Raw genomic sequence first — 26,133 nt, forward strand, 5'->3', positions numbered from 1 at the left:
TCATCAAACCGCCTCCAAACCAAGACGACTGAATCACAAACAACCAATTTTGCAACGATCCCCCTTGTGGGGAGGGATAAAGGGTGGGGGTCCCCTTCACAAAACCCACGCGTACGAAACAGACGATCACGCAAGCCATCTAGCTCGCAAGAAACTCCCGCAACAACCCGATCTCGCGCTCGCTCGCCAGTGTAGGCGCATGGCCATACTCGTCCAAGGTGACGAGACGCGGCTTCGGCCCGCGCGTCGTCATTTCCTCGGCGGTTTCGGCGGAGAGCACGTCGGATGTCCTGCCTCGCAACAGAAGCGTCGGGATCGCCAGCCGGTCATAGGACGACCAGATGTCGAGGTCGCCAGCGTGATGGGTGAACTGGGCGACGATCTGCGGATCGTAGTGGACCGTGACGCGGCCATCATCCGTGCGGCGCATCGACGTATCGACCATGCGGCGCCAGAAGGCCGGCGTGTTCTCGCCGAACGGCGCGTAGTTCTTGCGAAACCAGGCTTCGAGTTCGCCGACGGTGTCATAGACCGGCGGGTTGCCGACATAGTCGACAATGCGGCCGGTGCCGGCCTTGGGAATATCCGGTCCGACATCGTTGATGACCAGATGGCTAATGCGGCCTTCGAGCATGCCCGCGGCGAGCGTGACGCCGACCAGCCCGCCCATCGACGTCCCGATCCATCGGGTCGTCTCGACGCCGTAATGGTCGAGCATCGCCTTCGCGGTCGCGCCGAAGGTGGCGTAGGAATAGTCGGTCGCCGGATCGCGCGCCCAGCTCGACAGGCCGCGGCCGAGCGTATCCGGGCACATCACGAAATAGGTGTCGGCGAGCGCCTCGGCCACCTCGTCGAAATCGCGCCCCGTGCGCGCGAGCCCGTGCCACATGACGAGGGCCGGCTTTTCCCGATCGCCCCATTCGGTGACGTGGAGCTCGAATCCGGCAGCCGGAACATAGGTCGATGTAGGCTTCATTTGCGGCCACCCTTGCCGAGCAGCGTTCCCGCTATGCCCGACGGAAAGAAATAGACGAGGAGGATGAAGAGGACGCCGAGCCAGAGGAGCCAGCGATCCGGGTTGAGAAGGTCCGGCAGGATCGGCATGTCTGCCGTCGCCTGCGCGCCCGCGCCCATCAGGTCCTTCAGGTAGAACTGCGCCAGCGTCATGATGACGACCCCGACGATCGCGCCGACCATCGTGCCCATGCCGCCGATGACGACCATCAGGAGAACGTCGATCATGATGTCGAAGGAGAGCGTCACGTCCGGGCCCGTGTAACGCAGCCAGACGGCGCGCAGGACGCCGGCCAGCGCGGCAATGACGGCGGCGATGCAGAACACCGAGGTGCGGTAGGAAACGACGCGGTAGCCGATCGCTTCGGCCCGCATCTCGTTCTCCCGGATCGCCTGCAGGACCGTGCCGAGCGGCGAGCGCACGATGCGAACCAACAGATATAACAGGGCGAGCGAGGACAGGAAGACGAAGTAATAGAGATAGAGCCGGCCGTTGACCGGCACGCCGAACAGCCGGATCTGGTCGCCATTGGCATCTTCCAGCCGGTTCGCCGGCGAGAAGAAGCGCGGGATTTCGTAGGTGATGCCGTCCTCGCCGCCGGTCAGGTTCGACAACTGGCTGGCGAGCACCATCATCACCGAGGCGGCGGCAAGCGTGACCATGGCAAAGAAGATCGCCTTCACGCGCAGCGACAACAGGCCGATCAGCACCGCGAGCGCGAACGCCGCCAGAACGCCGAGCGACCCGCCGACGAGGATGGCGTCGAAGCCGCGGCCCATCGTCTTGAGCGCGATCGCCGTGCCATAGGCGCCGAGACCGAAGAACATGGTGTGGGCGAAGGAAACGATGCCGGTATAGCCGATCAAGAGATCGTAGCTCGCCACCAGAACGATGAAGACGCAGATGCGCGCAGCGACTTCCTGCGCCCGCACGTCGGGAAAGAGGAACGGCGCGAAGAGCAGGCACAGGCCGACAATGGCGGCAAAGCCATAGACGATGACACGGCCGACCGTGACGCGGGTGGAAGTTGTGCGCATGGGGGCGGGAGTTGCGATGGTCGATGCGGTCATCGGGCGGCGCTCCTTGCTTGGAGAGCGCGATCCCGCCACTCCGTCTCGGGCTTCGCCCTCGCCACCTCTCCCCCCGATGGGGGGCGAGGAACCCAAGCTGGAGACGCGCCGCCGCCGCGGCAGCGGTTCCTCTCCCCCGGGCAGGGGGAGAGGTGGCCCGAAGGGACGGAGTGGGGGTGCTTTACCGTAGAAGTCATGTCCTCACCCCTTCACGGCAGGCTTGAGGCCCCAGGGACGCCACAGGAGCACGATCATCATCAGGATCATGGTCGAGGCGAGCGCCAGCTTGGGGAACAGGAAGGCGACGTAATTGGTGGTCAGCCCCACCATCAGCGCGCCGAGAAGCGAGCCCTGGATGGAGCCGAGGCCGCCGATGATGACGACGATGAAGACCATCACCATCAGTTCGGAGCCGAGCGCAGGCGTGATCAGCCCCTGATAGCCCGCCCACATCGCGCCGCCCATGGCCGCGAGCGCCGAGCCCGCCATGAAGACGCCGATGAACAGCCGGTCGATCCGAAAGCCCAACGCCTCGACCATCTCGCGGTTTTCCACGCCGGCACGGATCAACAGGCCGATGCGCGTGCGGTTCAGCGTCAGGTGCAAGATGACGTAGACGGCGAGGCCGAGCAGGAAGGCGAAGATGCGGTAGATCTCGACCGCCACGTCGCCGATCAGGAAGGAGCCGGTGAGGATCGCTGGACGCGGGACGGGCATCGGCGTGCCACCCCAGATGACCAGCAGGATCTCCTCCGCGACGATCAGCGCGCCGACCGTGATGAGGATCTGGCGCAGATGGTCGGCATAGACCGGCTTGATGATGACGCGCTCGAAGAACCAGCCCGCAAGCGCCCCGAAGGCTGTCGCCGCGCCGATGGCGGCGACGAGGGCGGCGATGTTGAGAAACGCGCTGTCGCCCCGCACCCATATGCCGAGCGCCGCCAGCACCGTCGCGCCGATGAAGGCGCCAAAGGAGACGAAGGCGGAGTGGCCGAAATTGAGCACGTCCATCAGCCCGAAAATCAGCGACAGCCCCGACGCCATCAGGAAGATCATCATCCCCATGGCAAGGCCTGCGATGGTGAGGGTGAGCCAAGAGGAGGGTCGGCCGATCAAGACGAAGGCGACAAGCGCGAGGATGACCGGCAGCAGCATGACGCCGCCGAAGCGGGTGAAGGTGGCGGAGAGGGATTTCATTGGAGGGGGCTCCGCGAATTCTGCGATGTCGGCATTCCGTCGCGCCCCCCTCTGTCCTGCCGGACATCTCCCCCGCGAGGGGGGAGATTGGCTAGTCGCAAAGATCGGAGCGCTTGATCTCCCCCCATGCGGGGGAGATGTCCGGCAGGACAAAGGGGGGCAACGTAGGGCGAGTACGCTTCCATCAATGCGCCTCCAGCGACAAACTCAACAACCGCGCCTGCAACCCCGCATCCGCCGCAAGCGCCGCCATCTCGCCTCGATGCACGATGCGCCCGTCGTCGATCACGGCCACCGTCCGCCCCAGCGCCTTCGCAAACAGGAAATTCTGCTCGACCAGCAAAATGGTCGTCTCCTCGCCGATCTCGCGAAACGCATCGATCATGTTGCGGATGATCGCCGGGGCGAGGCCCTTGGTGGGCTCGTCGATCAGGATCAGGTCGCGGCGCTCGATGATGGCGCGGGAGATGGCGAGCATCTGCTTCTGGCCGCCGGAGAGCGCGTGCGCCTGGCGGTCCCAGAACTTTTCCATCGCCGGAAAGATCGCGAAGACACGGTCGAGCCTCGCCTTGTCGAATCGGCCATGCGTGGCGGCAAGGCGCATGTTCTCCTCGACCGTCAGTCCGCCGAAGATGCCCATGTTCTCCGGCACGAAGGCGATGCCCAGCCGGGCGATGTCGGACGTGTGCATCGCCGTGATGTCGCGGCCGCGAAAGACGATCGCGCCCGCCTTCGCCTTCCACAGCCCCATTATGGTGCGAAGCGTCGTCGTCTTGCCGGCGCCGTTGCGGCCGAGAAGGACATGGACGCCGCCTTCCGGCACGTCGAGCGAGATGCCGTGCAGGATGTGATATTGCGCGATGTCCGTGTGGACGTCGTCGAGCCGCAGAATGGCGTCCGTCATGCCACTTCCTCCGCGCCGACGCCGAGATAGATCTCGCGCACGATCGGCAGCGCCATCACTTCTGCCGGCTTGCCGTCGGCGACGAGCTCGCCATTGTGGAGCACCACGATGCGGTCGGCGAGCGCGCGCACCACGTCCATCTTGTGCTCGACGAGGAGGATGGTCTTCGACCGGTCCTTCTTCAAATCGGCAATGAGTTCGAGGATCACCGGCGCTTCGTCCACCGACATGCCGGCGGTCGGTTCGTCGAACATGAAGATGTCCGGCTCCATCGCCGCCAGCATCGCCACTTCCAGCTTGCGCTGGTCGCCATGCGGCAGGGCGGAGGCGGGCAGATGCGCGACCGAGGAAAGGCGCGTTTGCTCGAGAACGCGCGCTGCCTTTTCCGCAAGGTCGGTGAGGCTCGTTGCATTGCGCAGCGCCGAGGGCCCTTGCCCTGCCTTCGCCTGCACCGCGAGGCGCACGTTCTCGAGCACGGTCAGCTTGGGAAACAGATTGGTCAACTGGAAGGCGCGGCCGATGCCGGCCTTGGCGCGGGCCGAGGCCGACAGCCGCGTGATCTCCGTCTCGCCCTTGAAGATGCGGCCCTCGGTAGGCTTCAACTGGCCGGAGACAAGGTTGAACCACGTCGTCTTGCCGGCGCCGTTGGGCCCGACGATGACGGTCAGTTCGCCCGGCTGGAACGCGCAGGTGACGTCATTCACCGCAGCGTGGCCGCCGAAGCGGATCGTCAGGTTTTCGGTGCGGATGGAAGGGGTCAATGTCTTTCCCATCTGTAAGAAGCACCCCCACTCCGTCGCGCTTCGCGCGCCACCTCTCCCCCTGCCCGGGGGAGAGGAACGCTCGCTGGAAACGCGCTTCGGCTGCGGCAGCGCTTTCCTCTCCCCCGGGCAGGGGGAGAGGTGGCCCGAAGGGCCGGAGTGGGGGTGATGCGTTTCCGGCCGAGGCGGGAACGATCGAACAGGCTACTCCTGGTTATTCCGCCCGACCGGAATATCCATATCCGACGCCGGGATTTCGCGAACCAGTTCCGGCACGGCCCATTCGACGCCGTCCTCGACCTTGATCTTGAAGTGGTACATGGACTGCAAGGCCTGGTGGTCTTCCGGGCGGAAGGTCATCTCGCCCTTCGGCGTGTCGAACGACATGCCTTCCATGGTCGCGATCAGCGTCTCGGTGTCCCAGTCCTCGGCCGTCTGGAGCGCCTTGACGATGGCCATCGCCGAGGCCATGCCGCCAGCGGTGAAGAAGTCCGGCGGCGTGTTGAAGCGCTCCATGTGCTGCTCGACCAGCCAGTCGTTCACCGGGTTCTCCGGCAGTTCGTAGTAATAGTAGATCGCGCCTTCCATGCCCGGCACCTGCTTGTAGGAGACGAGCGCGGGCAGGATGTTGCCGCCGGTCGACAGCTCGATGTCGTAGCGGTCGAGATTGGCGGAGGCGAGCGGCGTCATGGCGTCGATGCCGGCGACATAGATCATGATGACCTTGCGGCCCGGCTGGTCGCGCAGCGCCGCCGTCAGGCGTTCGATGGTCGCGGTGAAGTCGGTCGTCTGCTGCGGAACGTATTCCTCGGCGACGAGATTGGCGCCGGTGCCCTCGAGCGCGGCCTTGAAGGCGGCGACGCCGTCGCGGCCGAAGGCGTAGTCCTGCGCGAGCGTGGCGACGTAGAGATCCTCGTCGGGTTGGAGCGCCAGCGCCTGCGCCTGCATGTCCATCGACGAGTTGCGCGAGGTCTTGAAGACGTAGCGGTTGGAATCCGCGCCCGTCAGCCCGTCGGCGACGGCAGGCTCGACGACGAGGATGCGCTCATATTCGGCCGCGACCGGCAGAAGCGCCATCGCGACGCCCGACGACGTGTCGCCGACCGCGATCAGCGCGTCGTCGTCGCCATAGGCTTCCGCGAGCAGCGCGCGCGCGACGTCCGGCTTGAACTGCGTATCCTTCTTGATGATCTCGATCTTGCGGCCCTTGACCTCCATCGTGCCGTCGGTCGCATATTCGAGGCCCATCTCGAACCCGGTCTGGGTCTGCTTCGAATAGGCTTCGAGCGGCGAGCCTGACAGGCCGTGCAGAAGCGCGATCTTGACGGGGTCTTCCTGCGCCCCGGCCGGCAAGATGACGGCGCAGGACAGTGCCAGCGCGGCGAACCATTTCTTCATGTGACTTCCTCCCGAAAGCGATTGACCGTGTCGAAATTCGGCAAAGCGCGACCGCAACCGCCGATCACGGTTGATTTTTGGCCCGGCACTCGCGACTGTCCTCCCGGATCACGGTGCCGCAGGCCGTGGTCGGCCGACATCTCGCAATCCTGCCCAAACTATCGGCGAAAGCCCGGTTTTTCCGCAATATCGTAGAAATACGCATGACAGACGCCATTCCCGACTACGCAAAACTCGCTTTCGACCACGCGCCCGTAGGCCTCGTCGTCACGGAAAGCCGGGTCATTCGCGCCTGCAATCCGGCCTTTTCGGCGATGTTCGGCTACCGGATCGACGAGCTCGTCGACCAGTCCTTCGCCTTCCTCTATCCGAGCCAGGAGGAGTTCGTGCGTATCCGCGATGTCGGCGTGGAACCGCTCAAGAAGGACAACCGCTATTCCGATGAGCGCATCATGGCGCGAAAGGACGGCACGCTGTTCTGGTGTCGCGTACGCGGCCATTCGCTGACGCGCGACGACGACCCCCTCGGCCGCGCCGTCTGGAGCTTCGCGGACCTGTCGCAGGTGCGCCAGGTGCTCGCGCTGTCGACCCGCGAGCGGCAGATCGTGATGCATCTGGGCGAAGGACGCACCTCAAAGGAAATCGCCCGCATGCTCGACGTCTCACCGCGCACGGTGGAGGCCTATCGCGCAAGGTTGTTGAAGAAGTGCGGCGCGGCCAACGTGGCCGAACTCTTGTCACATCTGAGCTCGATGCCGCACTAGTGCCTAGACGTGCTGGCCGCCATTGATGTGGATTTCGGCGCCGGTGACGTAGGAGGACTGGTCCGAGCACAGGAAAAAGATCGTGTCGGCGACTTCCGCCGTCGAGCCGAGGCGGCGCAGCGGGATGGTCTCGACGATCTTCTCGGTTCCCGGCGACAAGATCGCCGTGTCGATCTCGCCCGGTGCTATCGAGTTGACGCGGATGCCATGCGGGCCGAAATCGGCGGCCATCTCGCGCGAGAGCGAGGACAGCGCCGCCTTCGAGGTCGCATAGGCCGTGCCGGCGAAGGGGTGGACGCGGCTTCCGACGATCGAGGTGACGTTGACGATCGAGCCCTTGGCGGCCGCCAGTTCCTTGAAGAGGCCGCGTGCGAGCATGATCGGGGCGAAGAAGTTCACCTGGAACACATCGCGCCAGACATGCATCGGCGTCTCGATCGAGTTCATCCGCCCGCCCTTGTCGAGCTTGGGCGAAATGGCGGCGTTGTTGATCAGCGCATGGAGCTGCCCGCCGGTTTCCTCGAGCCTGTGGCGAATGTTCGCCACCGCCGATCCGACATCCTCTGGGTCCGAAAGATCGATCTTGATGTGGTCTTCCGGGCCCTGCGGCCACGGACAATCCTCGGCGAAGGCATTGCGCGAACAGGTGATGACGCGCCAGCCCTCGCGCGAGAAGCGCTTGACCGTCGCGTGCCCGATGCCCCGGCTGGCGCCGGTCAAAACCAGTGTCTTTTGCATCATCTCTCCGGCCGGATAGGTAAACCTGACGCTATGTAGAGAGTTTGCGCGGCGGATGCGAGTGCAACAATGCGTGTTGTCGCATGTGTCGCGTCAGTGCCGAACGGCTGGCCCTACGCCGTCCGCGCGCCGCGCATGCGTGTTCGAAACAGGATCATCGCCATGATCACGACATTCATCATGTTCCACGCGATCCCGTTCAGGAACGCCGCCTGATACGAGCCGGTAATGTCGTAGATCAGTCCGGACAGCCAGCCGCCGAGCGCCATGCCGATGATCGTCGCCATGATGACGAGGCCGACGCGCTGGCCCGCCTCGTGCGCCGGAAGATATTCGCGCACGATGATGGCGTAGCTCGGCACGATGCCGCCCTGCGACAGGCCGAAGACGAGCGACACGACATAGAGCGACGCGAGCCCGTCGAACGGAATGTAGGCGGCGAGCGCTAGCATCTGGAAGACCGATCCGATGAGCAGCGTCTTCACCCCGCCGATATGGTCGGCGAGGAAGCCCGAAGCAAGCCGGCTGACGACGCCGCCGATCAGCATCAGCGACAGCATCTCCGCGCCGGTCGACATGCCGAAGCCGAGATCGACGCAGTAAGCGACGATGTGCACCTGAGGCATCGACATGGCGACGCAGCAGCCGAGCCCGGCGATCGAAAGCAGGATCTGGAGCTGGCGCGGCGACAGGTCGATCGATCGCACTGGCTTCGGCGCCACGGCATGGGCGCCGGAGCCGAGGTCGGGCGCACGCGCCTTCAGGAACATCAGCGCCAGCGGAACCATGGTGACGAGGGCGAACAGGCCGATGCCGAAATAGGTCGTCCGCCAGCCCCAGTCCGGCAGCACGGCCTGGATCACCAGCGGCCAGATCGCGCCGGCGAAGTAATTGCCGCTCGCCGCCGCCGCCACCGCGACGCCGCGGCGCTTGACGAACCAGTGCGAGATGTCGGCGATCAGCGGGCCGAACGTCGCCGCCGCGCCGAAGCCGATCAGCGTCTGGACGACCGCGAACACCCAGATCGAGGGCGCGAGCGCCGCGGCCGCATAGCCGATGCCGAGCGCGAATGCAGAGCCGATGACGGGCAGCAATATGCCGGCTCTGTCGACGAACCGACCCATATAGACGTTGCCGATCGCGAACCCGACCATGGTCATCGTGTAGGGCAGGGAGGATGCCGCGCGCATCGTGCCGAACTCGGCCTCGATCGCCGGCATGACGACGACGACCGACCACATGCCGACCGAGCCGATCGTGGCGATCAGCACCGACATCACGAGCCGCGTCCACGCGTAGCGACCGTCGATCTGGCTGATGCGGTCAAGACCGGCGCTGGGCGCGGGAATGGGTTCCATCGGGTTCTCCTCGACCCTTCGTTAGCGGCCAGCCGTCCGTCCCGTCAGCGCCAGAGCGCGCCAACCACCAAGCCAGTTCAAGCATCGGACCGAAAAGTGGAAGCCGGTTTTCGGATGAATCCGATGCGTCAGAAAATCTGCGCGACGCCCTGCCGCAACAGGTCGAGCGCCAGGAGCGAGATGCCGATCCTGAACCAGCGGCGGAACTGCGCTTCGGGCAGCCGCTCCAGCCACCGCGAGCCATACACGGTTCCAAGATAGCCCGACGCGATCATCACCGCGACGAGCGGCACCCAGGCGGCAAACGCGAAACCCGCCAGCCCGAAGACGACGATCTTGAGCGCGTGCTGGATCGTCATGCCTGCGGCGTGGGTGGCCACCAGCGCCTTGCGGTCGTCGGGAATGATCTGCGCGAAGACGCTGGAGAGTAGCGGTCCCGTCGCGCCCACCATCATGGTCAGAAGCGCCGTCGCCGCGCTTCCCACCGCCAACCCGATCCGCCCCAGCCGGTCGAAGCCGGGGATCTTTCCCCAAGTGATGATCAGGATGAAGCCGCCGAGGACGAGTTTCAGGAGCGCATCCGGCAACTGGACCACGACGAAGGCCCCGGCCACAGCGCCGATCAGCGATCCGATCAGGAAGGGCGCGAAGACGTCGTGCCGGATGAACGGCCGCTGGTGCCATGCCCGGCCCGTATTGGAGCCGAGCTGCACCGCGCCGTGAACCGAGATCAGCGCCGCGACCGGCAGGAACAGCCCCATCAGCGCCAGCATCGCGACCCCGCCGCCGACGCCGAATGCGGCCGTCAGCGCCGAGGTGAAGAAGCTCGCGACGACGAGCAGCGCCGCCGCCCAGATTGCCAATCCATCGGGAAGAAGGCCGGCAATCGCCTCCAATTGCCTACATGCCCTGCGGGCGCGTGAACTGGCCGGCCGCGCGATAGGTCCAGAGATACGTCGGCAGGATCGCCTCCATCGCCTGCGGCCGGATGCCGAGGCCTTCCAGCGTGCGGCCATCCGCTTCGGCTGCCGGCGAGACGATGTTGTCGCTCCTCAGCATCTCCACCTGATCGCGCGTCAACAGCGGCTTCGGCATGCGCCCGAGGATCGCGCCCTGCAGTTCGGCGATCTTCCACGGGATCGGCACGAACAGCCGCTTGCGGTCGACGATCTTCAGCATCAGCTTCATGCAGTCGCGGAACGAAAGAGCCTCGGGCCCGCCGAGCTCATACACCTTGCCGCCCGCGACCTGGCCGTCAACTGCGCGCGCGAAGGCTTCGGCGACGTCGCCGACATAGACCGGCTGGAACATCGTCTCGCCGCCGCCGATCATCGGCAGCGCGGGCGAAATGCGCGCCATCGCGGCGAAGCGGTTGAAGAACCCGTCCTCTGGCCCGAACACGATCGAGGGCCGGAAGACGATGGCGTCCGGCAGCGTCTCGAACACCGCCGCTTCGCCTTCGGCCTTGGTGCGGCCGTAGTCGGATTGCGACGACGCATCCGCGCCGATCGCCGACATCTGGATGAACCGCGCGCCCGCGTCGCGCGCGGCCTCCGCAGCCATGCGCGCACCGGCGGCCTGCACCGCGTCGAAGGTCTGCGCGCCGCTTTCCGACAGGATGCCGACGAGGTTGATCACCCAGCCCGCGCCCTCGACGGCCTTGTCGAGCGAGGCGCGGTTGCGCAAATTGCCGCGTACGGCAAGGATCTGGCCGACATTGCCGAGCGGCTGCAAATGATGCGCCGTGTTCGGGTTGCGGCTGACGACGCGGATGCGATAGCCGCGCTTTGCCAGCGCGCGCACCACGTAGCGGCCGACGAAACCGGAGCCGCCGATGATGGTGACGAGGGGAGGAATCTGGGTGACGGGGGTCATCGCGTCCTGCTCTTTGAAGCCTTCGCGGCTGTCTTAATCACTTTGGATTGAAACGCAAAGGGTCAAGAACGGCGGCGCCAACAATGTTCCCCGCGCATGGCAGGCATTCCGTCTCGTCTGTTGACCGTCCGTGGCTGCGGCGCGACACCTTCGCTTCCGCTGCGTGAATGGCGGCAACAATCAAGAATATTTCTAGGGATGGACATGACCAAAGCGCAAATCGGCCTCATCGGGCTTGGAACGATGGGCTCCAATCTCGCCTTGAACATTGCCGAGAAGGGCCACGCCGTCGCCGTCTACAACCGCACGGCGTCGAAGACGGGTGCTTTCTTCGAGAACGCCGCAGACCTGCGCGAGCGTATCGTGCCCTGCGCGACGCTGGCCGAATTCGTCGCCCAAATCCGCCCCCCGCGTCCGGTCGTCCTCATGGTCCAGGCCGGCAAGGCGGTGGACGAGCAGATCGCCGCGCTGCGTGAGCATCTGGAGGCCGGCGACATGATCATCGACGCCGGCAACGCCAATTTCCGCGACACGATCCGCCGCTTTGGCGAACTCGAAGGCTCCGGCCTCACCTTCGTCGGCATGGGCGTTTCAGGCGGTGAGGAAGGCGCGCGCCACGGCCCGTCCATCATGGTCGGCGGCGCGCAAGAGGCATGGCGGCAGATCGAACCGATCCTCACCGACATCGCCGCGCGCTTTCAGGGCGAGCCCTGCGCCGCGTGGCTGGGCGAGGGCGGTGCCGGCCACTTCGTCAAGACCATCCACAACGGCATCGAATATGCCGACATGCAGATGATCGCCGAGATTTACGGCCTCCTGCGCGACGGCGCGGGCCTGTCGGCCGGCGAGATGGCGACGATTTTCCAGCGCTGGAATTCCGGCCCGCTCGAATCCTACCTCGTCGAGATCACAGCCGAAGTGCTGCGCGCGTCGGACGGTGCCACTGGCGGCCCGCTTGTCGACGCCATTCTCGATCGCGCCGGCCAGAAGGGCACCGGCCGTTGGGCGGCGGTCGAGGCCCAGTTGATGGGCATACCCGCCACCACGATCGAGACCGCGGTCGCCGCGCGCAGCCTTTCGGCGGAGCGGGACCTGCGGCTCAAGGCGCAAGGCGCCTACGCCGACGCCTTACCGACCGGCCGCCTCGTCGCCGACGAGGCGTTCATCCGCGACCTGGAACATGCCCTCCTCGCCGCCAAGCTCGCCGCCTATGCGCAGGGCTTCGCCGTCATGGAAGAGGCGTCGACGGAATTCAGGTGGGACCTGCCGCTCGGCACGGTGGCGCGCATCTGGCGTGCCGGCTGCATCATCCGTTCGCAGTTTCTCAGCGAGATCGCCGCCGCCTATGATCAGGCGAGGGAGCCGGCCCACCTTCTCCTGATGCCGGCCTTCGTCGACACGATGACCATGGCGAGCCCCGCCCTGCGACGCGTCGTCGCCCGGGGCGTCGAGGCCGGACTGCCGGTCCCCGCGCTCGCCGCCGCGCTCACATGGTTCGATGCCTTCCGTCAGGGCCGCGGCACCGCCAACCTCATCCAGGGCCAGCGCGATTTCTTCGGCGCCCACGGGTTCGAGCGGGTCGACGCGCAAGGCGACCATCACGGCGCTTGGTCGAAATGAGCCGAAAAGCCTAAACCGTCTCTTTACCCAGTCGGCAAGCAGAAGAGTGCCGGTAATCTCTCCTTTACTGGCAGGGTCCAAGTCTTGTGGCATGCGTCGTTCATGCGTCCAAGGCGGGGGCCTGCCATGTTGAGAAAATTTCTGCAATCGCGCTCGGGGAATTTCGCGATCCTGTCCGGGGTCACGATGGTCCCGCTTTGCCTCGCGGCCGGCCTCGCCGTGGATTACTCGCGTCACCAATCGGCGCAGCGCCATCTTCAGGAAATGGCCGACGCGACCTCGCTCGCGCTTGCCGCCTCCAAGGAGCAGAATCAGGCGCGGCTCGAACAGGTCGCAAACGACTATCTCGCCGCCAATCGAACCAGCTCCCGCGTCCAGCACGTCTCGGTCGCGAGCGTCGTCGCGACGACGGAAAGCGTGGATGTAGAGCTGGTCGGCTCGATCCCGACGACCTTCATGGGCATCGCCGGCTACCAGACGCTCGACGTCGGCGCCTCCGCCCTCGCCGAACGCGCAACGCGCGGCACGGTCGAGGTGTCGCTCATTCTGGACAATACGGAATCGATGGACGCGACAGCCGGGTCCGGCACGACCCGTATCGCCGCATTGAAGACGGCGGCGACGCAGCTTGTCGATGCACTCTTGAAGAACAGCGGCGGCTCGGTCCGCATCGCGCTGGTGCCCTATGGCGAGAACGTCAATGTCGGCGTCGCCAATCGCAACCTCGCATGGCTGAGCGTCCCGTCCGACTACAGTGTCGTCAAGGAAAACCCAGCGACGGAAGAGACCTGCACATACGTTTCCGAAGAGATGGTCAATACGACGCGCAAGCCGACCTATTCGTGCACGCAGATCCGCGACGGCGCCGAGTTCGAGACGACCTGCGGCGGCGGCTGGAACCAGGAAAAGAAAACCTATCAACCGCCGATCGAGCGATGCACCAAGGCCAAGCCGGCATCGACCTCGACCACCAATTACAAGTGGTTCGGCTGCGTGGGATCGCGCACAAGCGGGACCAACCGTTTGAACGATGGCAACAGCTCCGTCCGTTACTCCGGTCACGTCGAAACGGTGCAAAACTGCGTCAACCCCATCGTGCGCCTGACGAGCGATAAGAACACGCTGAACGCGGGGATCGGCGGGATGGTGACGAAGGTCGGCAATCACAAGCCCAAGACCTTCATCCCTGCCGGTCTCGTGTGGGGCCTTCATACGCTGGCGCCCACAGGCCCGTTCGGTGACGGCCTCGACTACGATGCCGACAATCTGCGTCCGCGCAAGGTTGCCGTCTTGATGACCGACGGATCGAACACGATGCTGTACCGCAAGACTGACGGCAAGTCCGCCGCTTCGGCTACCAAGCTGAATGACGGCGAGCGCTCCAAATATGTAAAGGACCCGACCTGCACCGACGGCATCGAAGGCAATGATCACTGGAGCTGCGAGTTGAACCCGACGGGCACCGGCACCTATTCGCAGACGAACGAAGACACCGTCGCGATTTGTGCCAACATGAAGGCCCGCAACATCGAGATTTTCACCGTCGCCTTCATGGTCGATGATCCGGTCGCGCGGGACATGCTCAAGGTGTGTGCCTCGTCCGCTGATCACTATTTCGAGGCTGCCAACGCTTCTATCCTGTCCGCAGCCTTCTCCGGTATCGCTCAATCGCTGCAGGTCGTGCGCCTGGCACGATGACCTACGTCATGGACGATGCAGATGGGGCCGTTTCGGCCCCATCTGCATGTCAGTCCCCCAAAATTCCCGGCAGGTTGAGCCCCTTGTCCCGCGCGCATTCGAGCGCGATGTCGTAGCCGGCGTCGGCGTGGCGCATGACGCCTGTCGCCGGGTCGTTCCAAAGCACCCGCTCCAGTCGCCGCGCCGCATCCTCGGTGCCGTCGGCGACGATCACCATGCCGGCATGCTGCGAAAACCCCATGCCGACACCGCCGCCATGATGCAGCGACACCCAGGTCGCGCCCGAAGCGGTGTTCAGGAGCGCATTGAGCAGCGGCCAGTCGGACACTGCGTCCGACCCGTCCTTCATCGCCTCCGTCTCGCGATTGGGCGAGGCGACGGAGCCCGAATCGAGATGGTCGCGGCCGATCACCACCGGCGCCTTCAACTCCCCGCTCGCCACCATCTCGTTGAAGGCGAGCCCCAGCCGATGCCGGTCGCCGAGGCCGACCCAGCAGATGCGCGCCGGCAGGCCCTGAAACGCGATGCGATCCCGCGCCATGTCGAGCCAGCGATGGAGATGATCGTTGCCCGGCGTCAGTTCCTTTACCTTCGCATCGGTCCTGTAGATGTCCTCCGGGTCGCCCGAAAGCGCCGCCCAGCGGAACGGCCCGACGCCGCGGCAGAACAGCGGCCGGATATAGGCCGGCACGAAGCCCGGAAACGCGAACGCATTCTCCAACCCTTCTTCCTTCGCCACCTGACGGATGTTGTTGCCGTAGTCGAGCGTCGGCACGCCGTCGTTCCAGAACGCCACCATCGCCTCGACATGTTCGCGCATCGACGCCCGCGCCGCCTTTTCCACCGCCTGCGGGTCGCTCTCGCGCTTGGCCTTCCATTCGGCCAGCGACCAGCCCTTCGGCAGATAGCCGTTGAGCGGATCATGCGCCGAGGTCTGGTCGGTCACCATGTCCGGCTTGATCCCGCGCCTGACGAGTTCGGGCAGTATTTCGGCTGCATTGCCCAGAAGCCCGACCGACTTCGCCTCGCCGGCCTTCGTCCAGCGCGCGATCATCTCGAGCGCCTCGTCGAGGCTCGTCGCCTTCTCGTCGACGTAGCGGGTGCGCTTGCGAAAATCGATCCGCGTCTCGTCGCATTCGATGGCGAGGCAGCACGCGCCCGCCATCACCGCCGCCAGCGGCTGCGCGCCGCCCATGCCGCCGAGCCCGGCCGTAAGTATCCACTTACCTTTTAAGTCGCCGCCATAATGCTGCCGCCCGGCCTCCACGAACGTTTCATACGTGCCCTGCACGATGCCCTGCGTGCCGATATAGATCCACGACCCGGCCGTCATCTGGCCGTACATCATCAGCCCCTTCTTATCGAGTTCGTTGAAATGACCCCAGTTCGCCCAGTGCGGCACGAGGTTGGAATTGGCGATCAGCACCCGCGGCGCATCCTTGTGCGTGCGGAACACGCCCACCGGCTTGCCCGACTGCACCAGCAGCGTCTCCTCCTCGCTCAGGCTCTTGAGGCTCGCGACGATCCGGTCGAAATCGGCCCAAGTCCGCGCCGCGCGACCGATACCGCCATAGACGACGAGTTCGTTCGGGTTCTCCGCGACGTCGGGATCGAGATTGTTCATCAGCATCCGCATTGCCGCCTCGGTCGTCCACTGCTTCGCGGTGATCTCGGCCCCGCGCGGCGAACGGATTTCGCGGATGTTGTGGCGTGGATTGGTCATGAGATTCCTCCGATGGCCGCGTCTTCCAGCGCGGCGAGCGATGTGGCGAGCGTCTTGCGCAGCGGCGCGGCCTTGGCCGCGTCGAACGTCCAGGGTTCTTCCTCGGCGGCGAGATAGGCCGACTGCGCAATCTCCATCTGGATCGCATGGACGCAGGTCTCCGGCTGCCCATAATGCCGCGTCGTCCACCCGCCCTTGAATCGTCCGTTCGCGACCCACGAGAATCCCGAACTGCCGGCAATCTCCGTCGCGATCCGCGAAAACTTCGCATCGCAGGTGAGCCCGTCATTCGTGCCGATGTTGAGCACCGGCAACTCCCCCTCGAACAGAAACGGGCAGTGCGACCGGATCGAATGGCAGTCATAGACGAGCGCAATCCCATGCACCGCCTTCACCCGCGCGACCTCGGCCGCCAGCGCTGCATGATAAGGCGCATGCCATTCCGCCAGCCGTCGCTCGCTCTCCATTGCATCCGGCGCGGTCGCCCAGAGCGGCCGGTTGTCGAAATCCGTCTGCGGCACCAGCCCGGTCGTGTTCTGCCCCGGATAGAGGCTGACCCCCGACGGATCGCGATTGGCGTCGATCACATACCGATGAAAATTCGCCTTCACCACCGACGCACCGGGCAGCAGCCCGTCATAAAGCCTGTCGATGTGCCAGTCCGTATCGCGCAACCTGCGCCCTTCGGCGTTGAGCTTCACCGCAACCGCATCGGGCACATAGGTGCCGACATGCGGCATTCCGAGAATGACCGGCGAGGTGCCCTGGATGACGGATACGGGTTTCATCGAGACCCCCATTTTGTCGAAGAGGATCCCCACCCTCTATCCCTCCCTCCCCCTTGTGCGGAGGGATAAAGGGTGGGGGTCCCCTTCGAATAACCGAACGTCCCTGTCACAAAACCCGTCACCACCCCAACCCCGGCAGCACATCCTCCACACTCGCATTCAGCGCCCCCGAAGCAACCAGCCCCGCCGCCGACTCCAGATCCCCCGCCATATACCGATCCACCTCCAGCCCCGCGACAGCCCCGCGCACCGCCCCATGCGCCGCCTGCAGTGCCGCGCTCGTCTTCAGCGGCGCGCGAAAATCCAGCCCCTGCGCCGCCGTCACCGCCTCGATGCCGACGATCGCTGCGAGATTGTCGGTCATCGCGAGCAGCCGCCTCGCGCCGTGGCAGGCCATCGACACATGGTCTTCCTGGTTGGCCGAGGTCGGCGTCGAATCCACCGAGGCCGGATGCGCCATCTGCTTGTTCTCGCTCATCAGCGCGGCCGAGGTCACCTCGGCGATCATCAGGCCGGAATTCAGCCCCGGCTTGGCCGCCAGGAACGCCGGCAGGCCGAACGACAGCGCCGGGTCGACCAGCAGCGCGATCCGCCGCTGCGCGATCGCACCGATCTCGCAGATGGCGAGCGCGATCTGGTCAGCGGCGAAGGCCACCGGCTCGGCATGGAAATTCCCGCCCGAAAGCACCTGCCCGTCGGAGAGCACCAGCGGGTTGTCGGTCACCGCATTCGCCTCGATCACCAGCGTCCGCGCCGCCTGCCGCAGAATGTCGAGGCAGGCGCCGTCCACCTGCGGCTGGCAGCGGATGCAATAGGGGTCCTGCACCCGCTCGTCGCCGTCGCGATGGCTTTCGCGGATTTCCGAGCCGTCGAGCAGCGCCCACAGCGCCGCCGCCGTGTCGATCTGTCCCTGATGCCCGCGCAGCGTATGGATTTCGGGATGGAACGGCGCCGACGAGCCCATCGCAGCGTCGGTCGAAAGCGCCCCGGTCACCAGCGCCGCATTCGCCGCCCGATGCGCCTTGAACAGCCCCGCCAGCGCCAGCGCGGTCGAAACCTGCGTGCCGTTGATCAGCGCCAGCCCTTCCTTGGCGGCGAGCGTGATCGGCGTCAGCCCCGCGCGCTCCAGCGCCGCCCGTCCGGCCATTCGTTCGCCGGCAAATAATGCCTCGCCCTCGCCGATCATCACCGCCGTCATATGCGCCAGCGGCGCCAGGTCACCCGACGCTCCAACGGAGCCCTTTTCGGGGATCACCGGCACGACGCCCTTTTCCAGCATGGCTTCGATCAATTGCACGGTCGACGGCTTCACCCCCGAAGCCCCACGCCCCAGCGAAGCCAGCTTCAGCGCCATCACCAGCCGCACGATCTCGGGCGCAAGCGGCGCACCGACGCCGCAGCAATGCGACAAGATGAGATTGCGCTGCAGCGTCGCCACGTCCCCCGCCGCGATCTTCACCGAAGCTAGCTTTCCGAAGCCGGTATTGATCCCATAAACCGCCGCCTCGCCTTGGGCGATCCGGTCGATGATTTCGGAAGCGCGCAGGATGGCGGGCCGGCACGCCGCATCGAGCTTGGCCGCTTGTCCATCCCAGTAGATCGCTTGGAGCTGGTCAAGCGTGACATGACCGGGGGTCAGGGTGAGGGTCATGGACGGGCTCCCGGAATGTAATGCGCCCCGTCGCGCCCCCCTCTGCCCTGCCGGGCATCTCCCCCGCGAGGGGGGAGATCATGCACGGCGGGGACGAGACTAATCTCCCCCCATGCAGGGGAGATGTCCGGCAGGACAGAGGGGGACAACGTAGAGAACCGACTTTCGAACATGCTCACGCCCACACCCTCTCCACCAACGCATTGAACCCGATCCGATAAACCAGCTCAGCCGGCTCCTCGACATCCCACACCGCCAGCTCCGCCCGCTTGCCGACCTCGACCGTCCCGACCTCGCCACTCAGCCCCAGCGCCTGCGCCGCATTGCGCGTCATCCCCGCCAGCGCCTCCTCCGGCGTCAGCCGAAACAGCGTCGCCGCCATGTTCATTGCCAGAAGCGGCGAGGCGAGCGGCGACGAGCCCGGATTGCAGTCCGTCGCAACCGCGATCGGCACGCCGGCCGCCCGCAGCGCATCCACCGGCGGCATCCGTGTCTCGCGCAACGTGTAGAACGCCCCCGGCAACAGCACTGCCACCGTCCCGGCAGCCGCCATCGCCGCCACACCGTCCGCGCTCAGATATTCGAGATGATCGGCCGACAGCGCGCCGTGCCGTGCGGCCAGCTTCGCGCCGCCGAGGTCCGACAATTGCTCGGCGTGGAGTTTCACGGGCAAGCCGAGCGCCTTCGCCTTGCCGAACACGCGCGCGATCTGCGCGGGGCTGAAGGCGATGCCCTCACAAAACCCGTCGACCGCGTCGATCAGGCTTTCCTCCGCACCGACTTCCATGCCCGGCAGCACGACTTCGTCGATATAGGCATCAGCACGACCCTTGTATTCCGCGGGCACGGCATGGGCGGCGAGCCAGCTCGTCTTCACCCGCACGTCGCGCATCCGACCAAGCTCGCGCGCGGCGCGCAGCATCTTCAACTCGTCCTCGATCGTCAGCCCGTAGCCGGACTTGATCTCCACTGTGCCGACTCCCTCTGCCAGCATCGCATCGAGCCGGGGCAGGGCCGCCTCCACCAGTTCGTCCGGCGTCAGCTCCCGCGTCGCAGCCACGGTCGAAACGATGCCGCCGCCCGCCCGCGCGATCTCCTCATAGCTTGCGCCTTCCAGCCGCATCTCGAATTCGCGCGCGCGGTTGCCGCCGAAGACCAGATGGGTGTGGCAGTCGATCAGCGCCGGCGTGACGAGCCGCCCGCCCATGTCGCGCGCCTCGTATTCGTCGAACGCTTCCTCGAAATCCTCGACCGGCCCCGCATAGGCGATCCGCCCGTCGGCAATGGCCACAGCGCCGTCCTCGACCAGTCCATAGGGTCGATCGGCCGTCATGGCGGCGAGCCGCAGATTGGTGAGAAGCGTCCGGGTCATAGCTATCCGCTTGCGCAAATTCAAATCCGCGTTTACGCTATTATGTATAGACATAATATGTCAATCGGGATTTGCCATGGTCGCCATTTTCGCCGAAACTGCGCTCCTTCCCTCAGGCTGGAGCCCCGATGTCCGGGTCGCGATCGATGCCGGCGGGCGGATCGAAGGCGTCGAGCAGGGAGCGGCGCGCGGCGCGGGCGACATGGTCGTGCCGGTGCTCCTTCCGGCGCTGTCGAACCTCCACAGCCACACTTTCCAGCGCGCCATGGCCGGCCTTGCCGAGCGCCGCGGGCCGACGGGCCGCGACAGTTTCTGGACATGGCGCGAGATCATGTATCGCTTTCTCGACCTCCTCGATCCCGACGACATCGAGGCCATCGCCGCCTTCGCTTTCATGGAAATGCAGGAGGCCGGCTTCTCGGCCGTCGCCGAGTTCCACTACCTGCACAACCGACCCGGCGGTGCACCCTACGCAGATCGGGGCGAACTCGCGGCCCGCATCGCGGCGGCCGCAGACGCGACCGGCATCGGCCTGACGCTTCTTCCTGTCCATTATGCCCAGGGCGGCGTCGACGGCCGGCCGCTGAAGGGCGGCCAGCTGCGCTTTGCCAACGATATCGACAGCTTCGGCGCATTGGTCGCCCGCTGCGAAAGCATCGTCGGCGCGGCATCCGCCGACGCCCATATCGGCCTTGCACCACATTCGCTCCGCGCCGTCCCGGTCTCCGATCTCGCCGAACTCGCCGGGTGGAAGCCGAACCTTCCGCTCCACATGCACATCGCCGAGCAGGAGGCCGAGCTTGCCGAGACGCAGGAAATCCTGGGCGCGCGCCCTATGGAATGGCTTCTCGCCAACCACGACGTGACGCAGCGCTGGTGCCTCATCCACTGCACGCACATGAACCCGGAAGAGACGACGGCGCTCGCCCGCACGCGCGCCATCGCGGGCCTCTGTCCGGTTACCGAAGCCAATCTTGGCGACGGCATCTTCGACGGCGACCGATATGTCGAGAACGGCGGCCAATTCGGCATCGGCTCGGATTCCAACATCGCGATCTCGACCATCGGCGAGTTGCGCCAGCTCGACTATTCGCAGCGCCTGCGCGACCGCGCGCGCGTTGTCCTCGCCGAGCCCGGCGGCTCGGCCGGCCGCAAGCTTTACGACCTCGCATCGGCGGGGGGTGCACAGGGGCTCGGCCGTCGTGCAGGCAGCATTGAAACCGGAAAATGGGCCGATCTCGTCGCCATCGATCCGGCCCGCGCCGGCCTCCATGGCCTCACCAGTGACATCATGCTTGACGCCTACGTCTTCGCCGGCTCGCAAGCCTGCGTCACCGATCTCTGGTCGGCTGGCCGACATATGATAAGGCAGGGCCGGCACGTCGCGCGCGACGCGGTCGCCGCCCGCTACAAAACCTGCCTGACCTCGATCATGGACCGTCTGTGACCCCCGCCCGCTCCTCCTACCGCGCCATCCGCGAAGAGATTTCGCGCCGCATCGCCAGCCGCGTCTGGCTGCCCGGCGCGCTCATTCCAGGCGAGGAAGCGCTGTCGGTGGAATTCGGCGCGGCCCGCGCGACGGTCAACCGGGCGCTGCGTGAACTGGCCGAAGCCGGCCTCATCGAGCGCCGCCGCAAGGCCGGCACCCGCGTCGCGCTCCATCCCGTCCGCGAGGCGCGCTTCGTCATTCCGTTGGTGCGTCAGGAGATCGAGGCGCGCGGCGCGGCCTATCAGTACCGGCTCCTCTCCAGCGAAACCATCAAGGCACCCGCGCTCATCCGCGCCCGTCTCGGCCTGGCCGCGGAAGCCCAGCTTCGCCATGTCCGCGCGCTACATCTTGCCGACCGCCGCCCCTATCAGTTCGAGGATCGCTATATCGTTCTCGAAACCGTACCCGCCGCGAAAGACGCCGATTTTACCGCCATCGGCCCGAATGAATGGCTGGTCGAATCCGCGCCCTTCACCCATGCCGAATTCACCTTCCACGCCGACAGCGCCGGCGCGGAATCTGAACTTCTGAACGTGGAAAAAGGCGCCCCTGTCTTCGTCGGCGAGCGCATCACCTGGCTCGGCGAAAGGCCGATCACGCTGGTCCGCATGATTCACCCCTCGACCTATCGGATGGTGACGAAGCTTTAGGCCGGCACCCGCCGCCAGGCATAGGCGGGCGCATCGACCGGCTTGTCGGACGCCTTCGCCGCCGGCTGATAGTAAACACCCAGCCCACCCGGCCGTCCGGCTTCGAGCCGTGCCAGCGTCGGCCCGTTGGTCACTTCGAGTTCGTCGAAGCCGGTGCGCAGCATGTGGTTGACGAGATCGATCAAGACGTCGCCATGTGCTCGGATCGTGCCCGCGAACCCATGCCGGCTGCGCAGGAGCTCCGCCTTCGAAAACGACCGCCCGTCATTATAGGCCGGAAAGCCGAGCGAAATCAGCGACAGCCGGTCGAGATGCGGCACGATCGCCTCGATGCTCTCGCCCGGCGCCAGATGCACGCCGAGTGGGCCCGCATTCGTCCCTGCCTCGATCGCCGCCAGAAACGCGTCGAGCGGCAGGATCACATGGTCGCCCGCCGGCGTCTCCGCGTCTCCGCGAGCCCAGGCGTCCTCGACAAAGCCCGCCTGCGTCCACAGGCGCGTCACGTTTTCCTCGCTCATCAGGCAGCCTTCGCTTCCGCGCCGTAGAGCGCCTGCTTGAACGGAGCCGCGCCGACGCGGCGATAGGCACCGAGGAAGTCTTCCGCCTTGTCGGTACGCAGCGCCAGATAGGTCTCGACCACGGTCTCGATCGCATCGGTGATTTCCTCGGCGGTGAAGCCGCGACCGACGATCTCGCCGATCGACGTGTTCTCGTCGCCCGAGCCGCCGAGCGTGATCTGGTAGAGCTCGGTGCCCTTCTTCTCGACGCCCAGAATGCCGATATGGCCGACATGGTGGTGGCCGCAGGCATTGATGCAGCCGGAAATCTTCAGCTTCAGCTCGCCGATTTCCTCCTGCCGCGCCTGGCTGCCGAAGCGGTTCGAAATCTCCTGCGCAACCGAGATCGAGCGCGCATTGGCGAGCGCGCAATAGTCGAGCCCGGGGCAGGCGATGATGTCGGTGACGAGACCCGCATTGGCGGTCGCGAGCCCGATCGCTTCCAGCCGCCGGTAGACGATCTTCAGATCCGCCCGCGCGACATGCGGCAGGATCAGGTTCTGCTCGTGGCTGACGCGGATTTCGTCGAAGGCCAGTTCCTCGGCGAGGTCGGCCACCGCATCCATCTGCTCGTCGGTCGCGTCGCCCGGCACCTCGCCGATGCCCTTCAGCGAAATCGTCACCGAGGCATAATCGGGGTTCTTGTGCGGGTTGACGTTGCGCTTCACCCAGCTTGCGAAAGCCGGGTTGGCGAGCTTCGCGCTCGCCTCGACGATCGTCCCTTCCGGCCGGTCGGGCAGCGCCGGCGGCGCGAAGTACCGCTCGATCGCGTCGATGTCGGCTTGCGGCAGCTTCAACTCGCCCTCGCGGATCGCAGCGAACTCAGCCTCGATCTGGCGCGTCAGCTCTTCCGTTCCCGTCTCGTGGACGAGGATCTTGATCCGCGCCTTGTACCTGTTGTCGCGCCGGCCGTTGAGATTGTAGACCCGCAAAATCGCGGTCGTGTAGGTCAGCAAATCCTCTTCGGGCAGGAAGTCGCGCACCTTCTTGGCAACCAGCGGCGTGCGCCCCTGTCCGCCGCCGACATAGACGGCGAAACCCAGTTCGCCGGCCGCGTTCTTCTTCAAATGCAGCCCAATGTCGTGAACCTGGATCGCCGCGCGATCACGCTCCGCGCCCGTCACCGCGATCTTGAATTTTCGCGGCAGGAACGAGAATTCCGGATGCACCGACGACCACTGCCGCAAGATCTCGGCATAGGGCCGCGGGTCGGCCACTTCATCTGATGCAGCGCCGGCAAAATGGTCCGCCGTCACGTTGCGAATGCAGTTGCCCGACGTCTGCAGCGCGTGCATCTCGACCGATGCCAGATCGGCGAGAATCTGCGGAATGTCGGAGAGCGCCGGCCAGTTGAACTGCAAATTCTGCCGTGTCGTGAAATGGCCGTAGCCCTTGTCATAGGTGCGCGCGATATGCGCCAGCATGCGCAACTGCTTCGACGACAGCGTGCCGTAGGGAATGGCGATCCGCAGCATATAGGCGTGAAGCTGGAGATAGACGCCGTTCATCAGCCGCAGCGGCTTGAACTGGTCTTCGGTCAATTCACCGGAAAGCCGCCGGTCCACTTGGTCGGCGAACTCGGTGGTGCGGGCCTTCACGAACTGGTGGTCGAACTCGTCGTAGCGGTACATGAAATCCTCGTTCGATCAGGCGGCGATGCGAACGCCGGGGCGTGCCTGCTTGCCCAGATCGGTCCGGTTGGTGGGGCCGGCGGCGCGGATGCGCTCGCGCAGGCGCTTCGGCCAGATGCGGCCGTCGACGAGGTCGATGTCGACGAGCGCGAGGTCGACGACCTCGTTCTTGCAGAGCGCTGCCTTGCCGGCGCGCTCCAGCTTCTCCTCGGTCGCCGCGTCGCGCGCGATCTCGGCCACGTCGATCGTCTCGGCCCAGCTATGGTCGGCACACAGCCACACGGCCTCGCCGTCGGTCAGGCGGTTTGCGGTCAGGATCTTCATCGCGAAATCTCCTCTTGGAATGCCAGCGCCCGGTAGAGCGCGGTCGAACGGTCGAAATTGGCGCCGGCGACGGCGTCGCCGATGATGGTCATGACCGGCCCGGTCAGATCGGTCCGCTCCTGCAGCGAGGGCAGGTCGGCGAGCGTCCCGTGGAAAAGGCGCTTGCTCTTGAGGCTGGCATTCTCGACGACGGCGACGGCGGTGTCGGGCGAAAGGCCTGCCGCAATCAGCCGCTCTGCGACTTCGGCCGCGATCGAGCGGCCCATATAGACGGCGACAGTCGCGCCATCGATCGCAAGCCGCGCCCAGTCGGGCAGCGTCGCGCCCTTCAGATCGTGCCCGGTGGTGAACACCATCGAGGAAGAGACGCCGCGCAGGGTCAGCGGCAGTTCGAAATCGGCGGCCGCCGCGAACGCGGCAGTCACGCCCGGCACCACCTCGTAGGAAATCCCGGCATCACGCAGCGCCGCCATCTCCTCGCCCGCGCGTCCGAACACCAGCGGATCGCCGGATTTGAGCCTCACGACGCGCTTGCCGGCATGTCCAAGTTCCACCAGCAGCGCGTTGATCTCGCTCTGCGTCTTCGAATGGCAGCCCTTGCGCTTGCCGGCCGCAATCCTCTCGGCGTCGCGCCGGCCCATGGCGATCACGGCTTCCGGCACCAGCGCGTCGTGGACGATCACGTCGGCTTCCATCAAAAGGCGATGCGCGCGCAGCGTCAGCAAGTCTTCCGCGCCCGGTCCGGCGCCGACCAGCGCCACATGACCCGGCACCGCGCCGCGCTCGCGCAGAAGCCGCGAAGCCGTCCGCCGCGCCGACGAGAGATCGCCTGCATCGACATTGCGCGCGGTTTCGCCGGTGAAGAATTCCTTCCAGAACCGTCGCCGCGCGACGCCCTTCGGCAAGAGCTTTTCAACGGCATCGCGATAGCTCGCGGCAAGCTGCGCCAGAACGCCGAGCTGCGGGCTCAGCATCTGGTCGATCCGCGCGCGGATCATCTGCGCCAGAACCGGCCCAGCGCCTTCCGTGCCAATCGCGACCGCGACCGGCGCGCGGTTGACCAGCGCCGGGGTGAAGAAGTCGCAAAGCTCCGGGCGGTCGACGGCATTGACGGCGATCTTCAGCGACCGCGCATCGGCAACCACGGCCGCATCGCGGTCCAGTTCGCCGGTCGCGGCAAACACGAGCGCGGCATCCGTGAGCAGCGCCGGCTCATAGGCCTGCCGCACGATCGCGACGCCGTTCGCCTCTGCCCAGTCGGCAAGCTCTGCCTCGGGCGCCGCCGAAATCACGCGCAGCTCGGCGCTCGACTGCGCCATCAGCCGCGTCTTGGCCAGCGCCTCGTCGCCATCGCCGACGATCACGACGACGCGCCCCTCGACCTTGGCGAAGATCGGGAAGGCGTTCAGGCGTGCGGGCGCGATGCTGGGATTGAATGTCGACATGTTCGCATTGTCGCCGAAGGCTCCGTCGCGGGTAAGGAATCGCGTCGTGCGTGCCTGCTGCAGAAACAATCGCTTTTCGGCAGATAGGCGGGTGAGGAGAAAATT

23 protein-coding genes are annotated in these 26,133 nt (G+C 65.8%); 5 read left to right on the forward strand and 18 right to left on the reverse strand.

Annotated features, from left to right (window positions below; genetic code table 11):
- Positions 1 to 139: 139 nt before the first annotated feature.
- The 6 genes from ACT6QU_RS17345 to ACT6QU_RS17370 form a co-directional block, all read right to left on the reverse strand.
- Complete coding sequence (locus ACT6QU_RS17345; RefSeq protein WP_444565512.1) at positions 140 to 976, reverse strand: alpha/beta fold hydrolase; 837 nt, start codon at positions 974 to 976, stop codon at positions 140 to 142.
- Positions 973 to 2,085, reverse strand: coding sequence for a branched-chain amino acid ABC transporter permease (locus ACT6QU_RS17350; protein ID WP_444565513.1), 1,113 nt, complete (start codon positions 2,083 to 2,085; stop codon positions 973 to 975). The genes ACT6QU_RS17345 and ACT6QU_RS17350 overlap by 4 nt, the downstream gene beginning before the upstream one ends.
- 201 nt (positions 2,086 to 2,286) lie before the next feature.
- On the reverse strand, positions 2,287 to 3,282 hold the full coding sequence (locus tag ACT6QU_RS17355; RefSeq protein WP_444565514.1) for a branched-chain amino acid ABC transporter permease: 996 nt from the start codon (positions 3,280 to 3,282) through the stop codon (positions 2,287 to 2,289).
- Between the two features lie 184 nt (positions 3,283 to 3,466).
- Positions 3,467 to 4,186, reverse strand: a complete 720-nt coding sequence (locus ACT6QU_RS17360) for an ABC transporter ATP-binding protein (RefSeq protein ID WP_444565515.1) — start codon at positions 4,184 to 4,186, stop codon at positions 3,467 to 3,469.
- Positions 4,183 to 4,959, reverse strand: coding sequence for an ABC transporter ATP-binding protein (locus ACT6QU_RS17365; RefSeq protein WP_444565516.1), 777 nt, complete (start codon positions 4,957 to 4,959; stop codon positions 4,183 to 4,185). The genes ACT6QU_RS17360 and ACT6QU_RS17365 overlap by 4 nt, the downstream gene beginning before the upstream one ends.
- A 192-nt stretch (positions 4,960 to 5,151) precedes the next feature.
- The gene (locus tag ACT6QU_RS17370) at positions 5,152 to 6,345 is read right to left on the reverse strand and encodes a substrate-binding domain-containing protein (RefSeq protein ID WP_444565517.1); all 1,194 of its coding nucleotides are present in this window, start codon (positions 6,343 to 6,345) and stop codon (positions 5,152 to 5,154) included.
- A 203-nt stretch (positions 6,346 to 6,548) separates the two neighbouring features.
- On the opposite strand from ACT6QU_RS17370, the gene ACT6QU_RS17375 reads away from it, so the two are divergent.
- Positions 6,549 to 7,109 (forward strand): PAS and helix-turn-helix domain-containing protein, encoded by a 561-nt coding sequence (locus tag ACT6QU_RS17375; protein WP_029660538.1) that lies wholly within the window; start codon positions 6,549 to 6,551, stop codon positions 7,107 to 7,109.
- Between the two features lie 3 nt (positions 7,110 to 7,112).
- Here the strand turns inward: ACT6QU_RS17375 and ACT6QU_RS17380 are convergent, their stop codons facing one another.
- The 4 genes from ACT6QU_RS17380 to ACT6QU_RS17395 all read right to left on the reverse strand — a co-directional run bounded on the left by ACT6QU_RS17380 (position 7,113) and on the right by ACT6QU_RS17395 (position 11,080).
- Positions 7,113 to 7,847, reverse strand: coding sequence for an SDR family NAD(P)-dependent oxidoreductase (locus tag ACT6QU_RS17380; RefSeq protein WP_444565518.1), 735 nt, complete (start codon positions 7,845 to 7,847; stop codon positions 7,113 to 7,115).
- Positions 7,848 to 7,960: 113 nt separating this feature from the next.
- On the reverse strand, positions 7,961 to 9,205 hold the full coding sequence (locus tag ACT6QU_RS17385; RefSeq protein ID WP_444565519.1) for an MFS transporter: 1,245 nt from the start codon (positions 9,203 to 9,205) through the stop codon (positions 7,961 to 7,963).
- A 128-nt stretch (positions 9,206 to 9,333) separates the two neighbouring features.
- Positions 9,334 to 10,101 carry a sulfite exporter TauE/SafE family protein gene (locus ACT6QU_RS17390; protein ID WP_444836713.1) on the reverse strand — a complete coding sequence of 256 codons (768 nt, stop codon included), beginning with the start codon at positions 10,099 to 10,101 and terminating at the stop codon, positions 9,334 to 9,336.
- 4 nt (positions 10,102 to 10,105) lie between these two features.
- Positions 10,106 to 11,080 (reverse strand): complex I NDUFA9 subunit family protein, encoded by a 975-nt coding sequence (locus ACT6QU_RS17395; protein WP_444565521.1) that lies wholly within the window; start codon positions 11,078 to 11,080, stop codon positions 10,106 to 10,108.
- Positions 11,081 to 11,284: 204 nt separating this feature from the next.
- Here ACT6QU_RS17395 and gndA point away from each other — a divergent pair, with 204 nt between their 5' ends.
- On the forward strand, positions 11,285 to 12,700 hold the full coding sequence (gene gndA, locus ACT6QU_RS17400) for an NADP-dependent phosphogluconate dehydrogenase (RefSeq protein ID WP_444565522.1): 1,416 nt from the start codon (positions 11,285 to 11,287) through the stop codon (positions 12,698 to 12,700).
- Positions 12,701 to 12,826: 126 nt separating this feature from the next.
- Complete coding sequence (locus tag ACT6QU_RS17405) at positions 12,827 to 14,398, forward strand: pilus assembly protein TadG-related protein (protein WP_444565523.1); 1,572 nt, start codon at positions 12,827 to 12,829, stop codon at positions 14,396 to 14,398.
- 49 nt (positions 14,399 to 14,447) lie between these two features.
- On the opposite strand, the gene hutU is transcribed toward ACT6QU_RS17405, so the two are convergent.
- The 4 genes from hutU to hutI all read right to left on the reverse strand — a co-directional run bounded on the left by hutU (position 14,448) and on the right by hutI (position 19,932).
- The gene (gene hutU / locus ACT6QU_RS17410) at positions 14,448 to 16,121 is read right to left on the reverse strand and encodes a urocanate hydratase (protein ID WP_444565524.1); all 1,674 of its coding nucleotides are present in this window, start codon (positions 16,119 to 16,121) and stop codon (positions 14,448 to 14,450) included.
- The gene (hutG, locus tag ACT6QU_RS17415) at positions 16,118 to 16,909 is read right to left on the reverse strand and encodes an N-formylglutamate deformylase (RefSeq protein ID WP_444565525.1); all 792 of its coding nucleotides are present in this window, start codon (positions 16,907 to 16,909) and stop codon (positions 16,118 to 16,120) included. Before hutG ends, hutU begins: the two co-directional genes overlap by 4 nt.
- Before the next feature lie 118 nt (positions 16,910 to 17,027).
- Positions 17,028 to 18,560, reverse strand: coding sequence for a histidine ammonia-lyase (gene hutH, locus ACT6QU_RS17420; protein ID WP_444565526.1), 1,533 nt, complete (start codon positions 18,558 to 18,560; stop codon positions 17,028 to 17,030).
- Between the two features lie 175 nt (positions 18,561 to 18,735).
- Positions 18,736 to 19,932, reverse strand: coding sequence for an imidazolonepropionase (gene hutI / locus ACT6QU_RS17425; RefSeq protein WP_444565527.1), 1,197 nt, complete (start codon positions 19,930 to 19,932; stop codon positions 18,736 to 18,738).
- Positions 19,933 to 20,008: 76 nt separating this feature from the next.
- On the opposite strand from hutI, the gene ACT6QU_RS17430 reads away from it, so the two are divergent.
- Positions 20,009 to 21,379: a formimidoylglutamate deiminase gene (locus ACT6QU_RS17430; RefSeq protein ID WP_444565528.1), complete on the forward strand. Its 1,371-nt coding sequence runs from the start codon at positions 20,009 to 20,011 to the stop codon at positions 21,377 to 21,379.
- Positions 21,376 to 22,071 carry a GntR family transcriptional regulator gene (locus tag ACT6QU_RS17435; RefSeq protein WP_444565529.1) on the forward strand — a complete coding sequence of 232 codons (696 nt, stop codon included), beginning with the start codon at positions 21,376 to 21,378 and terminating at the stop codon, positions 22,069 to 22,071. Before ACT6QU_RS17430 ends, ACT6QU_RS17435 begins: the two co-directional genes overlap by 4 nt.
- Here ACT6QU_RS17435 and ACT6QU_RS17440 read toward each other — a convergent pair.
- From ACT6QU_RS17440 to cysG, 4 genes are read right to left on the reverse strand one after another with little or no spacing between them, the layout of a single operon-like run.
- A complete protein-coding gene (locus ACT6QU_RS17440; RefSeq protein WP_444565530.1) occupies positions 22,068 to 22,589 on the reverse strand; it encodes a DUF934 domain-containing protein in 522 nt (173 codons plus the stop codon). The genes ACT6QU_RS17435 and ACT6QU_RS17440 overlap by 4 nt on opposite strands.
- Entirely contained in the window at positions 22,589 to 24,259 is a 1,671-nt protein-coding gene (locus ACT6QU_RS17445; RefSeq protein ID WP_444565531.1) for a nitrite/sulfite reductase, read from the reverse strand. Before ACT6QU_RS17445 ends, ACT6QU_RS17440 begins: the two co-directional genes overlap by 1 nt.
- 15 nt (positions 24,260 to 24,274) lie before the next feature.
- Positions 24,275 to 24,583 (reverse strand): DUF2849 domain-containing protein, encoded by a 309-nt coding sequence (locus ACT6QU_RS17450; protein WP_444565532.1) that lies wholly within the window; start codon positions 24,581 to 24,583, stop codon positions 24,275 to 24,277.
- Complete coding sequence (cysG, locus tag ACT6QU_RS17455) at positions 24,580 to 26,028, reverse strand: siroheme synthase CysG (RefSeq protein WP_444565533.1); 1,449 nt, start codon at positions 26,026 to 26,028, stop codon at positions 24,580 to 24,582. The genes ACT6QU_RS17450 and cysG overlap by 4 nt, the downstream gene beginning before the upstream one ends.
- Positions 26,029 to 26,133: the final 105 nt, after the last annotated feature.

Origin of the sequence: Aliihoeflea sp. (genome assembly GCF_052435475.1) — a bacterium.
Taxonomy (GTDB): Bacteria; Pseudomonadota; Alphaproteobacteria; order Rhizobiales; family Rhizobiaceae; genus Aliihoeflea.